The organism is Providencia sp. JGM181 (genome assembly GCF_018257375.1).
Classification (GTDB): domain Bacteria; phylum Pseudomonadota; class Gammaproteobacteria; order Enterobacterales; family Enterobacteriaceae; genus Providencia; species Providencia lanzhouensis.
The window spans coordinates 15,199-29,824 of the sequence record NZ_JAERJY010000028.1; the positions used below are offsets into that span (position 1 = coordinate 15,199).

The following is a 14,626-nucleotide window of genomic DNA, read 5'->3' on the forward strand; positions in this document are numbered from 1 at the left end:
CCCCCTTGTATAATTAATCACCATTTTTTAGATGTGATTAACAATATCCTTTATTAATTTTGGTCCGTGGTAAATAAAACCAGAATAAATTTGGATTAATGATGCCCCTGCTTCCATTTTTTCTCTGGCTGCAGTTAATGAATCAATACCACCAACACCAATAATTGGTAACCTTCCATTTAATTCACGGGAAATAAGTTTAATGACCTGGGTACTCTTTAATTGCACCGGACGACCACTTAAACCACCCGCTTCATTACAGTAATTTAAACCTTGAACTAAAGAACGATCCAATGTGGTGTTCGTCGCAATAACGCCATCAATATTATGTCTCACTAAACTGTCAGCCACTTGCACAATTTCTTCTTCAGTTAAATCCGGTGCAATTTTGACCGCAACAGGAACATATTTCTGATGGAGTGATTGCAATGCTAATTGCTTCTCTTTAATGCCACTTAATAAATCATCCAGCGCTTCCCCATATTGTAATGTGCGTAATCCAGGGGTATTTGGTGATGAAATATTAATCGCGATATACCCTGCGTGGGCATACACTTTATCCATACAAATTAAATAATCGTCTTTACCATGCTCAACGGGCGTATCTTTATTCTTACCAATATTAATCCCGATAATCCCGCCGTAGGTTGATTTTTTAACGTTCTCAACAAGGTTATCAACCCCTTTATTGTTGAAACCCATGCGGTTAATAATCCCTTCCGCTTCAACAACTCTGAATAATCTTGGTTTGTCATTTCCATCTTGAGGACGTGGTGTAACGGTTCCAATTTCTACAAAACCAAATCCCATAGCACCAAACGCATCAATGCACTCGCCATTTTTGTCGAGTCCTGCGGCTAGACCTAATGGATTTTTAAAGGAGAGTCCCATACAGGTAACGGGTTTGGTTGCAATGGATTGACGAAGGAGGAATTGGAGAGGAGAGTGGTTTAAACGCTGAAGCTGACGAAACGTTAATTCATGGGCCTTTTCAGGGTCGAGCTGAAACAGTGCCTTTCGGGCAAGGTGATATAACATAGCTATTAACCTACTTTCTGTCTAAGTACGATTGAATATGCATTTCTCTACACGACACACTCAAACTCAGCGCGTGCAAAAATACCCCCAAACCTGTTTTACCAAATAGGGTTTGTGAGTATACAAGTGAGATTGGCTTGATAAAACGGCACATATGCTACCCTAACTGTGGGGTAATAATCCATGAAAATATCACTAAAAGTGCTAATTGTTTTGATCTTCTACCATAAAAAAGCCCTTAGACTCGAAAATCTAAGGGCTTACATGCATTTATTCTAAGAATTAACTGCCTACTATCCTAAGAATTAACTTTCTAGCGCTTTAGTTATCTTCTCAAACAGATCTCCAGAAAGATTTTCTAACCCTTTCAGTTTTTCCAGAACCTCACGCATTAAACCTTGGCGCTTCGCATCATAACGTTTAAAGCGGATTAATGGCTCAATTAATCGCGATGCCACTTGCGGGTTACGGGTATTCAGATCCACTAAGATCTCATACAGGAATTGATAACCACTGCTATCTTCCGCGTGGAAGTTAACTGGGTTACCCGCCGTAAATGAACCCACTAATGCACGGACACGGTTCGGGTTAGTCATGCTAAATGAGCGATGATTTAATAGTTCACGTACTTTTGCCAGAGTGTTTTTAGCTGGATTGGTGCCTTGCAGCGTAAACCATTTATCCATCACCAAGCCATCATGATGCCAACGATCGTCAAAATCTGACATCAGCTCAGCATGACATGGCAAGCCCGCTTCGTTTGCAGCGGTTAATGCCGCGAGTGAATCGGTCATATTATCCGCACTGCGATATTGAGCTTCCACCAGCTTATTCGCTAACTCACGATCGTCCGCTGCCGCCAAATATTGCAAGCATGTATTACGCAGTGAACGCAGTGCAATATCGCCGTGATCAACGCGATATCCATCAATATTAATCGAACGATAAACAGTTAAGAATTCATCGTGCATTTCATTCGCTAGAGTTGAGTGGATAAACTCAATTGCGTTATGGATTGCCACAGGATCAATAACACTAAACAACTCCGCAATTTCATTTTCTGAAGGCAGAGTCAAAATTAAAGCCGCTAATGCAGGGTCAATATTATCACTGAGCAATACAGCGCGGAATGCATCCACAACATGCTCAGGCAGAACTAGCGCTTCCCCTTTATGCAGTTTTTCTACGTTAATTTTGGCGTAGTTATTAATTAGTTGCTGCGCCGCATCCCAGCGAGAAAATTCATTGCTCGCATGCTGCATTAAAAATGCCAGTTGTGCATCCGTATATGGATAATCCAATTTTACTGGCGCAGAAAACTCACGTAATAAAGAAGGCACCGGGCGAGAAGTCACATGGTCAAATACAAAACTTTGTGACGCTTGAGTGACATTTAAGACTGAGTTAACCAAGCTTCCATCACGCTTAAGTGGGATCACTGCACCATCTTCACCGTACAATTCGATATCCAATGGAATATGCAAAGGCTGTTTTTCTGCTTGGTCGGCAGTTGGTGGCGTCATTTGGCTAACATGCAGCGTATATTGTTGCTTTTCTGGCGAATATTCATCACGAACGGTCAACACTGGCGTTCCTGATTGACTATACCAGCGACGGAACAGAGACAAATCCACGTTCGATGCATCTTCCATCGCCTGCACGAAATCATCACAGGTTGCAGCGCTACCATCATGGCGATGAACATACAGCTGGATCCCTGCTTGGAACATCTCTTCTCCAAGCAAAGTGTGGATCATGCGGATAACTTCAGACCCTTTTTCATACACTGTCAGTGTATAAAAGTTGTTCATCTCGATCACTTTTTCAGGGCGGATCGGGTGAGCCATTGGGCTTGCATCTTCCGCAAACTGCGCCGCCCGCATGACTTTGACATTATTAATACGGTTAACTGAACGTGAACCTAAATCAGAGCTAAATTCTTGATCTCGGAATACGGTCAACCCTTCTTTTAAACTTAATTGGAACCAGTCACGACAAGTAATACGGTTGCCTGTCCAGTTATGGAAATATTCGTGACCAATCACAGATTCAATATTCAGATAATCTTTATCTGTGGCAGTTTCGCTTTTCGCTAAAACGTACTTCGAGTTAAATACATTCAGACCTTTATTTTCCATTGCGCCCATATTGAAGAAATCAACGGCAACAATCATATAAATATCAAGGTCATATTCTAAACCGAAACGCTCTTCGTCCCATTTCATTGCATTTTGCAGGGATTTCATAGCCCATGGCGCACGGTCTAAGTTGCCTTTATCAACAAATAACTCTAATGCGACTTTGCGACCAGTACGAGTCACAAACTCATCGCGTAACACATCAAAGTCCCCTGCGACCAATGCAAATAAGTAACTTGGTTTCGGGAATGGGTCTTCCCATTTTACCCAATGGCGACCATCGTCCAATTCACCTTCCGCGATGCGGTTACCGTTAGAAAGTAAATAAGGATAGCGAGATTTGTCTGCTGTAATTTTGGTGGTGTAACGCGCTAAAACATCGGGGCGATCTTGGTAATAAGTAATGTGGCGGAAACCTTCTGCCTCGCACTGAGTACACAAAGCTTCACCAGAAACATATAAACCTTCTAACGCACTGTTTTTCTCAGGGCTAATCTCATTAACAATACTCAGTGTAAACGCCTCTGGTAGCGATTCAATGATAAGCTTGCCTGATTCTTCTTTATAGTTTGTCCACGCTTTACCATCGACTTCAAGGCTAATAAGAGTTAAATCTTCACCAAATAATTCTAAGGTGGAAGATTGCGGATTAAGGCGTTTCACCTTACTGATAGCGGTCACTTTGGTTTTGGCGGGATCAAGGTCAAAATCAAGGAATATTTCTGTAATTGTATAATCAGGTGCTTGATAATCTTGACGATATTTCGCTTGTCTTAACTGAGTCATAGGTAACCTTTTTATTCGTTATATCCGTGTCATAGTCTCTTTCTACTGTATACAATACTATAAGATGAACTAATGTGAATGGACTTGAGAAACATTTTCATCACAAATTGCGATATTTTTCTATTATTTCCCATCAAATTTATGAGAGTAGTATCCAACTTTGTGGGCATGCGGTTTGCCTGTTGGTGCTATAGATCTATTAAATCTAAATTTACATGTTAGTATCATTCAGTGATTATTGTTCTGAGTATGTTATCGAACAGTAAATGAAGATTCGTTTAGAATAATGACCACGTTGAACGCGTTTAACTCAACAGTTAATTGGGTGGATTAAAGTTGAATTATCTTCCAACAACATACAGATAGAATAAAACTTCTATCTTTTGTTAAAGCGGGTATACTTTTTCAACTTTAACGATTTAGCAATTAGTCAGCTCCGCGAGGAACTCTGCGCGCATGAATTTAGACGTAACACCGATTATTACATCACTGCTGGATACCGATGCTTATAAGCTTCATATGCAGCAAGCCGTTTTTCACCGCTACAACCAAGTTCCCGTTGTCGCTGAATTTCGTTGCCGTAGCAGTGATATTTTAGGTGCCTATGCCAATGAGATTGAACAACAGATTCAATTGATGGCACAGCTTTCTCTTTCGGATGATGAATATCAGTACCTGCGTACTCTGCCCTTTTTCACCGAAGACTACCTCTCATGGCTAAAAACATTCCGCTTTAATCCTGAGCAAGTTGTCGTCAGTGTTGCTGATAATGGTCAACTGGCAATGCGAATCAGTGGTCCGTGGCGCGAAGTGATTATGTGGGAAGTGCCACTATTAGCGTTAGTGAGTGAAATTGTTCAACGTGACAGACACCCTACCATTACCGCTGATGATGCCGTTAACCAACTGCACAAATTATTGGGACTATTTTATCAAGAAGCCAGCGAACGCCAATTGAATCTATCGGGTTTTAAGTTGATGGATTTCGGTACTCGTCGCCGTTTTTCCTATAAAGTGCAAGCGGCTATCGTGGGTATGCTCAAGCAAGAATTCCCTTATTTAGTGGGTACCAGTAACTACAAATTGGCTCGTGAATTGGGCTTAATGCCTGTAGGCACTCAAGCGCATGAATGGTTCCAAGCTCATCAACAGATAAGCCCTGAACTCGCCAATAGCCAACGTGAAGCCCTACAAAGCTGGCTAGATGAGTACCCAAATCATCTAGGTATCGCCCTCACCGACTGTATTACGATGGATGCTTTCTTGCGTGATTTTGACCGCGAATTTGCTAATCGTTACCAAGGATTACGTCACGATTCTGGGGATCCTATTGAATGGGGTGAAAAAGCCATCGCCCATTATCAAAAATTGGGCATTGACCCACTGAGTAAAACGCTGGTGTTCTCCGATAATTTAGACCTGCAAAAAGCCTTGGAGCTATACCACTATTTCCACAAACGGATCAATTTAGTGTTTGGCATTGGCACAAGACTTACATGCAACATTCCGAACGTGGTTCCGATGAATATCGTGATCAAGCTGGTGGAATGTAATGGCAAGCCCGTTGCTAAATTATCCGATAGCCCCGGAAAGACCATCTGTGAAGATGATGAATTTGTGAATCAGCTACGCAAAGCCTTTGACCTTCCTAAAATGGAAAAAGCCTGCTAAAAACAAATTAATAACCCGATAGCGATTTTTTACTTGTTTCCTGCCAAATGGCAAGTAACATAGCAGATTACCCCTGAAATATGGGATTTCGGAAAAGATGTCGGGTTATCGCTTTTTCTTATCGTGAGTTTTCTTCTTATATAGTGTTTCTTTGTAAACCCTTAAGCAGTCAACCCCAATAACGCATACTCGTCATCTCATATCGTTAATATTATTTAAAAGAGAGTAATTTTTATGATCGTTGCGCCTGTAGTCGATGTACTGCAAGGCCGTGTGGCGGTGGGCTCTGAAGTCACCGTTCAAGGCTGGGTACGTACAAGGAGAGATTCAAAAGCTGGTTTTTCTTTCCTCGCCGTTTATGACGGTTCATGCTTTAACCCATTACAGGCTATCATCAATAATAATTTATCTAATTATAATGACGAAGTCCTGCATTTAACCACAGGCTGTTCTGTGGAAGTCACCGGAGTCGTGACCGAATCTCAAGGTCAAGGCCAATCTTTTGAATTGCAAGCAACGTCCGTGAAAGTCGTTGGTTGGGTTGAAGATCCTGATACTTACCCAATGGCAGCCAAACGCCACAGCGTCGAGTTTTTACGTGAAGCCGCTCACTTGCGCCCACGCACTAACTTAATCGGTGCTGTTGCACGTGTTCGCCACACATTAGCGCAAGCTCTGCATCGTTTCTTTGATGAACAGGGTTTCTTCTGGGTTTCTACCCCACTTATCACTGCATCAGATACTGAAGGTGCGGGTGAAATGTTCCGTGTTTCTACACTGGACTACAACAACTTGCCACGTAATGACAAAGGCGAAGTGGATTTCAGCGAAGATTTCTTCGGTCGCGAAGCCTTCTTAACCGTTTCTGGTCAGCTGAACGGCGAAGCTTATGCGACTGCATTAAGCAAAATCTACACCTTTGGTCCAACTTTCCGTGCTGAAAACTCCAACACCAGCCGCCACTTGGCTGAATTCTGGATGTTAGAGCCTGAAGTGGCATTTGCTAACTTAGATGACATCGCGGGTCTGGCTGAAAAAATGCTGAAATATGCATTTAAAGCGGCATTAACAGAGCGTCGTGATGACCTTGAATTCTTTGCTGAGCGTGTTGATAAAGACGTGATTAACCGTCTGGAACGTTTTGTGAATTCTGATTTTGCGCAAGTTGACTATACCGATGCGATCAAAATCCTCGAAACCTGCGGTCAGAAATTCGAAAACCCAGTTTATTGGGGTGTCGATATGTCTTCTGAACATGAACGTTACTTAGCAGAGCAGCACTTTAAAGCGCCTGTGGTGGTTAAAAACTACCCGAAAGATATTAAAGCTTTCTATATGCGCCTTAACGAAGACGGTAAAACCGTTGCTGCGATGGACGTCTTAGCCCCTGGTATTGGCGAAATCATCGGTGGTTCTCAGCGTGAAGAACGTTTAGATAGACTGGATGCACGTTTAGAAGAAATGGGCATGAATAAAGAAGATTACTGGTGGTATCGTGATCTACGCCGTTACGGTACCGTGCCTCATTCTGGTTTCGGTCTTGGTTTTGAGCGTTTAATTGCTTACGTCACTGGCGTCAGCAACGTACGTGAAGTGATCCCATTCCCACGTACCCCAAGAAACGCGGCATTCTAATGACTATTGCCCGTTATACGGCTTAAATGGTTATTCATATCGGGTCACTAAGTGGCCCGATATTGTTATCTCTACTGTTTATTATTAACTATTGGCCCTGATTGAATATTTTGAGAGCACTGTCACAGTTTTCCTTTTACTACCCTATTTTTTGCTTTTTTATTAACGATTCCTATTCCGACTAAGAATAATCTGCTTTAAGCGTGTTCCCATTCTTATTTGTCAGTACACTTTTCCCTCATCAATGAATGATATCGTTCGAAAAAAGTTCAATTTGTCTTTCAAAAAAGTTCCCTCTTTTTTGTAAAATTTTTTCAACTGGTAGGATGAGTGATTATTTTTTACTCTATTTTTTACATTTAGAAACACCTTGTTACCATTTGTTTCAGAATCTTCGTTTTTGTAGCATTTTGGGGGTAGATAAATTTATCTACCAATGGAACACTGGACGCCGACTAAAGACGACACTAATCTCTCATAAATAGTTCAAAAGAAATTTATGGATTATTTTTGGCAGTGGCAGGTGTCCGAATAACACCAATGAGGGTAATAATAATGATGAAACGCAATATTCTTGCAATGGTTATCCCAGCTCTGTTAGCTGCTGGTGCAGCAAACGCAGCTGAAATCTACAACAAAGACGGCAACAAATTAGACCTGTACGGTAAAGTTGACGTTCGTCACTACTTCGCTAACTCAGAAAGCGGCGAAGACGGCGACGATTCACGTGTTCGTTTAGGTGTTAAAGGTGACACTCAAATCACTGACCAACTGACTGGTTTTGGTCGTTTCGAGTGGGAAACTAAGACTAACAAAACTGAAAACAACAACGATAACAAAAACCGTTTAGCATACGCGGGTCTGAAATTTAAAGATTTCGGTTCTGTAGACTACGGTCGTAACTACGGTGTTATCTATGACACGAACGCATGGACCGACGTTTTCCCATTATGGGGCGGCGACACTATGGCTCAAACTGACACGTTCATGACTTCACGTAACCGTAACTTAGCTACTTACCGTAACAACAACATGTTCGGTTATGTTGATGGCCTGAGCTTCGCGCTGCAATACCAAGGCAAAAACACTGATTCTAACAAATCAGGTACTGGCGTTGGTTACAAAGACAACGGTGACGGTTACGGTTTCTCTACCGCTTATGACTTAGGTTGGGGCGTGACTCTGGGTGGTGGTTACTCTAACTCTGCTCGTACTGAAGCTCAAAAAACTTCAGAAGCTGAAGGTAAACGTGCTCAAGCATGGAACGTTGGTGCGAAATTTGACGCTAACAACGTATACTTAGCAGCTATGTACGGTGAAGCACTGAACACAACTCACTTCGGTGATAAACACGAAATCGCTAACAAAACTCAAAACGTTGAATTAGTAGCTCAATACCTGTTCGACTTCGGCCTGAAACCATCTTTAGGTTATAACCAATCTAAAGCTAAAGACATCGCTGGCGGCGACGGTGACATCGTTAAATACATCTCTGTAGGTTCTTACTACTACTTCAACAAAAACATGTCTGCAGTTGTTGATTACAAAATCAACCTGCTGAAAGACAATGACTTCTCTGAAGCTCATGGTCTGATGACTGACAACGTAGTTGGTCTGGGCTTAGTTTACCAATTCTAATTATCAGTTAACTGATAATCTGAAAACAGTAAATCATGTTTTTGAAAGCAGCGCTCCGGCGCTGCTTTTTTATTGCTCGCATTTTATTCCCCCACCATCGAATCTGCTAACCGTCTTATTTGTTAATAATCCCACTAATTAGATTAACTCACTGGTCTATACTCAATTTTTGGTTAAATTTGATGTAATGGCTATCTAGCTCACAAGATCACACCAATTTTTAGTAAAACAATTGGCAAAAACCCTCTTCCAAGTTACTCTGATGGCTCGACATTTTCCGTTATACCTCTTTTCAGCTAAACCACAGAGTTTTGGAATCGACAATATGTTTGAGAAAATCATTTCTGCCCCAGCTGACCCTATCCTCGGTCTTGCTGATAGTTTCCGTGCTGATCCTCGCGATAACAAAATCAACCTCGGTATCGGTGTCTACAAAGACGAATCAGGTAAAACCCCTGTTCTAGACACCGTCAAAAAAGCAGAGAAATTCCTGCTAGAAAACGAGAATACCAAAAACTACCTCGCGATTAGCGGAATGCCGGAGTTTGGTCGTGTCACTCAAACGCTGCTGTTTGGTGCTAACCATGAAATCATCAGCTCACAACGTGCTCGTACAGCGCAAGCACCTGGTGGTACAGGCGCCCTGCGTATCGCTGCCGATTTCATTGCTAAACAAACTAACGCAAAACGTGTTTGGATCAGCAACCCAACGTGGCCTAACCATAAGAATATTTTCGAAGCAGCTGGCTTAGAAGTGCTGACTTACAATTACTACGATGCCGCCAACCACGGTATGGACTTTACTGGCATGCTGAACAGCCTGTCATCTGCGGTTGCTGGTGATGTGATTGTTCTTCATGGCTGCTGCCATAACCCAACTGGTATTGACCCAACACCAGAGCAATGGACCCAACTGGCTGCTCTGTGTGCTGAAAAAGGGTTATTACCTGTATTCGACTTCGCTTACCAAGGTTTTGCGAAAGGTTTAGATGAAGATGCAGAAGGCTTACGCATTTTCACCAAAAACAACCCAGAAATGATTGTTGCTAGCTCATTCTCGAAAAACTTCGGTCTGTACAATGAGCGTGTGGGTGCTTGCACCATCATCGCCAAAGATAGCGATAACGCTGAGCGCGCATTTAGCCAAGCGAAAGCGGTTATTCGTGCTAACTACTCAAACCCACCAGCACACGGTGCGGCGGTTGTTACCACTATCCTGTCTGATGAAACACTAAAAGCTGAGTGGGTCCAAGAACTGACTTCAATGCGCGAGCGTATCAAACGTATGCGTCAGTTACTGGTTAAAACATTGGAAGAGAAAGGCGCTAAACAAGACTTTAGCTTCATTATCAACCAAAATGGTATGTTCTCCTTCAGTGGACTGACTAAAGAGCAGGTAGAGCGTCTACGTAGCGAATTTGGTATCTATGCCGTAAGCTCTGGCCGTATCAACGTGGCTGGCTTAACACTGGAAAACATGGTTCCACTGTGTGATGCCATTGTGAAAGTGCTTTAAGATTCAATTTGAATCTGATGAATTGCAAAACACCCCATATGGGGTGTTTTTTTGTTTTTACATCAATAAGGATTACAGAACGTTAAGAAAATGCTCTGTTGTAGACACCGCGCCCCAATGAGGCACTGGCGAATTCTTTTTAGATTGATTTTCCAAATTGCTTTCATGCTCAATCCGCTGCTCTGCAAGCAGTTGAATCAAACGGTCAATCTTTAAATCCACATTCTGTTGTGAAAGCTTTTGATGATTGTTTATATGGCTCACCTGCATCACATTAGCCATCGAGCCTTGGTGATTATTATGACGTAGCGTGACCGTTCTTCCGCTGTATGACTGATAGGTTGTCTCCGCAATGCTAGGAGATACTTCCTGATAACTGATAGCATCTATCTTAAAGTCAATCAGAGCCACTTGATTACGCCCTTCAAAATCATTAATGGCCACATTTCCTTGCCCATGACCACTCACAATATAGAGATCATCGCCTTTCTCGCCGGAAAGCTTGTCATTGCCCGTTAAGGAAACCAAAACATCCTGCCCCATACCTTGTGCCAGTAAGATATCATTACCCTCTCCGCCATACAGGACATTCTCACCACCAAAAGCAATCAGTTTATCATTCCCATTCCCGCCCTTAATCACGCGACCTTGAGATGAATGGTCAACAATTTCATCATCGCCATCTAAGGTGTCGATCAATAAGTGTTCGTTAGGGGTCTTTATTAAGATGCCATCATTACCTGCGGTTTGTTTCAATGGCTTAGCTATTCCCTTTAATGTTTCAGCTAATTCACTCACTGGCTTCCAGGTTGCCAGTCGACCAGACTGTTTAGCTAAATCCTGTTGAGTCGATAAGTAGTCCACTAATGGGGTCATTCCATTTTTTGTCGGCAAGAAATATTCCGCACCTAACTGCTCATAGTGATGTACCGTAACACTGGCTTTGCTGCCATCGGTTGGCTGTTTTATTTTGACGATTTTTCCCGCTTGAGAGACATAGAGGTGGTACAGTTCTTCCCCAAGGGTTTCCTCAACCATCTGTGGTTTAAAGTTAATTAAGTGAATGTGGTTGTCACCGAGATTGTCTTCCAAATAAACCGCGCCAGAATGGTTTCCATCAATAACATAGTGGTCATTCCCAGCTTCCCCCATTAAGGTGTCATTTCCTTGGCTTGACAACAATAAGTCATCGCCTTCACCACCACTCAAAAAATTGTCTCCGGCGCCACCATATAACACATTATTACCATCAATAGCTTTGATATTGTCATCCCCCTCACCACCTATCAGTATGTAGCTTTCTCCACTTTTGTTGATAATTATGTCATCACCACCTTTCCCATCAATGATATGCCGCTCAGACAAATAGCCTACAGGTAATATAATTTCATCGGCACTTTCACTACTCTTAGAAACAGGTTTCAGTGGCGTAAGACTCTGAGTCTGCAAATCTAATGAAAACACATTGCTGTATTTATCCTGAATCAAAATAACATCGGTCAATTTATCATCAACACTGACGAAATTAATCGCTAATTGCCGCTGACCGAATTTATCCTTGCTATGTAGCGTTAACCCGTCCATCGACAATACATAGCCATTATCGGTAGGTAGAAGTAAAATGACTTTATCATCCTGTGTAAATTGCCCATTAACCGATGCAAAATCAAAGGTGATAGTCGAACGCTCATCTTCCGCATGTACAATTTGATAGGTATCTATTCCGCGGCTGACATGAATGTAACTTCCAGAGCTAATGAGTGATAATAGATTGTTCTTATCATCCCCCTGATACACCAAATTATCTGCTCGCCCAACTGGCGTAAACCATCCCCAACTTGGGGCTATATGATGACGGTTTTGGTTGATGGTAATGGCGTTTAACGTTTCATCAATTTTGACTGATTTGCCATCCGAACTTGTGAGTTGGTCATTTTCTTGAATATAGCTAATATTGAAGAATTGAGTCGGCATCCCTTCATCTAACGCTTTTATCTGGCTGGTCATCACAAAACCATCTTTCGTATGTAACCGATAAGTATGGCTGGCTTTTTGTTGACCTTGGCTCACCGTAGTTACGTTATTCAAGACAATCGTCACCGAGCTCTCGACATTGCTGTAAGTAAAATCATCCACCTTGGAGCTAGGTAATGAAATGACGAGATACAAGTTATTATCTTGAAGATAGACCTGTTTTATTTCATTCAGTGAATACGCTAGGCTAACAATGCTTTGAGATTGGCTGGACTCATCAATAACCACTTTTACGTGATACTGTTGATGGTTATGTTGGTAGATTGGGTTAAGCGTCGTTTTTGTTTTGACTGCTTTTAGTTTCCTATCCCAATAACGGTTCGTCAGATAAAGGTTATCCACATCCGTCGTCCAATCAAAACGTCGGATATGGTAACTATCATCGCCCTGACCGCCCACTGCCGTTCCTTGGGTTAAAATCAGTTTATCGTTACCACCTTCCCCAATAAGTAAATCTTTACCCAATCCACCATCAAGAATATTAGCCATATCATTGCCACGTAACTGGTCATTGCTATTTCCTTTGATGAGGATATTCTCGATACTTTGTAAATGGGCAACCGAAATAAATTGATATGTAAACTGATGTTTATAGTGCAGACTATTTAACGCTAAATTGGCATGGACATCATAACCTTCAGGTAAGCCATCGACCACTATTGTGTCTTGTCCTTGCTGACCATCTAGGTACTTTGTTGGTTTATTATCATCACGGGAACGAAGTGACGTTAAACTACTGTCCCGAATATAAAACAGGTCGTCTTTATTTCCCCCCGCAAAGTATTTTTCCCCAGAAAGAACTTGGAAGGCATTTTTTTGTTCTTGATGGCCGATAAGCAAGTCATTGCCGTTCCCTGTATTCCAACTCGTTCCTCGGCTATACGGGTTCTTAAGATAAAGGCTAATGCCTTTTTTATCATTAACTAAATGCTCACTTTCTAGTCGCTCGTTTTCACGTAATATCTGTTGCCCTAATACCCCAAACTCTCTTTTCTTTGAATAAAAACTAAGTTGTTCAGGGGCCGATTTCGCTAATTGGTCTTCTAACGATAATGTCGCATCACCATTTGATATACGATGGCGAGTTTGAAATTCATCAAGTAACGGGTTTTTGTAGACCAAATTTAAATAATAGCGTTCGTGGGTTGGTACACTTCCTGTACGCTTTTGGTCAATAACCTCTTTGGCTTTTTTATGTGGGCGAAAATGTTCCCGTAGATTCCGATTTCTATCACCATAAAGATTTGCTAAATTTCGATACCAAGCCGTCTTTCTTATCACCTTATTCGCAAAGATAAACTCGACCTCTTCCTCAGTGAACGATGGTGCGCCTTTTGCCGTATAGGTTGCAACCCAAGTATGCATACCATGATATACATTTGCTAGAGTTCCGTAAAAATGATTACCGTAGTCATCAACTAAATAATATCGGGGCTCATTTTCATAAGTGGGTTTCTCTATAACCGTCAAATGATGATCAAAGCCGGCTTGTAAAATACCGTTTCTAAACTGTGCAAGATCCATTTGCCACTCTTGTTCTTTAAATGCATTGATATATAACTGGGTACTCATTTCTTGTTGGCTACGTAACGTGGGCTCTAGTCCTAGCGCCCCACGGATCCCTTCCTCTAATTCACGATCCCAATCAATATCAATCACTGCTTTAATCTTTTCGACAGCACGAACACCGTTATAGACCCAGCCACCAACCAGTAATATTCCGCCAATAACTAATCCCGCCACAGGGACTGAGGAAGCGCCTACCAATACCGCAATAACCGTAACACCATTGACCACCGCACTAACAATCGAAAATGACGCATTAACAATTAAATCTTGGCGCTGTTTCGGGTCTGTCACACTATCTAACTTAGATAGGCTATCGTAGGCTTGGTAAATATCAATGCCCATCCCAACTAAATTAAAAATCACCACAACACCGATCGATATCCTTGCTCTAACAAGTGAAGTAGCATTTTTATTTGAGGCGATATTGAGCAACATCGGCTGTATTATCATGTCACCGTAATTAAAAAAGGCTGAAGCGCAAAGTAAATAAAATTGTTTTTCTAATTCTTTAGCCTCTTCGGCGCTAATATCAGGGTTATCCAATCTATTTAAAATTGAATAAGCCCCAATGAGGCTTTGGATAGCCCCGGCCCCCCCATGC

7 protein-coding genes are annotated in these 14,626 nt (G+C 42.0%); 4 read left to right on the forward strand and 3 right to left on the reverse strand.

Features of this window, described 5'->3' with window-relative positions:
* Positions 1 to 27: 27 nt before the first annotated feature.
* On the reverse strand, positions 28 to 1,038 hold the full coding sequence (gene pyrD / locus JK188_RS06075; protein WP_036951716.1) for a quinone-dependent dihydroorotate dehydrogenase: 1,011 nt from the start codon (positions 1,036 to 1,038) through the stop codon (positions 28 to 30).
* 305 nt (positions 1,039 to 1,343) lie between these two features.
* The gene (gene pepN / locus JK188_RS06080; protein ID WP_211885145.1) at positions 1,344 to 3,962 is read right to left on the reverse strand and encodes an aminopeptidase N; all 2,619 of its coding nucleotides are present in this window, start codon (positions 3,960 to 3,962) and stop codon (positions 1,344 to 1,346) included.
* A 456-nt stretch (positions 3,963 to 4,418) separates the two neighbouring features.
* On the opposite strand from pepN, the gene pncB reads away from it, so the two are divergent.
* The 4 genes from pncB to JK188_RS06100 all read left to right on the forward strand — a co-directional run bounded on the left by pncB (position 4,419) and on the right by JK188_RS06100 (position 10,422).
* Complete coding sequence (pncB, locus tag JK188_RS06085; RefSeq protein WP_211885142.1) at positions 4,419 to 5,633, forward strand: nicotinate phosphoribosyltransferase; 1,215 nt, start codon at positions 4,419 to 4,421, stop codon at positions 5,631 to 5,633.
* Between the two features lie 234 nt (positions 5,634 to 5,867).
* A complete protein-coding gene (gene asnS / locus JK188_RS06090) occupies positions 5,868 to 7,268 on the forward strand; it encodes an asparagine--tRNA ligase (protein ID WP_036951723.1) in 1,401 nt (466 codons plus the stop codon).
* A gap of 555 nt (positions 7,269 to 7,823) precedes the next feature.
* Positions 7,824 to 8,906, forward strand: a complete 1,083-nt coding sequence (locus JK188_RS06095) for a porin (RefSeq protein ID WP_283092601.1) — start codon at positions 7,824 to 7,826, stop codon at positions 8,904 to 8,906.
* 325 nt (positions 8,907 to 9,231) lie between these two features.
* The gene (locus JK188_RS06100; RefSeq protein WP_211885140.1) at positions 9,232 to 10,422 is read left to right on the forward strand and encodes an amino acid aminotransferase; all 1,191 of its coding nucleotides are present in this window, start codon (positions 9,232 to 9,234) and stop codon (positions 10,420 to 10,422) included.
* Positions 10,423 to 10,494: 72 nt separating this feature from the next.
* On the opposite strand, the gene JK188_RS06105 is transcribed toward JK188_RS06100, so the two are convergent.
* Positions 10,495 to 14,626: calcium-binding protein (locus JK188_RS06105; RefSeq protein WP_442959113.1), on the reverse strand; the 4,132-nt coding region annotated here is incomplete at its 5' end.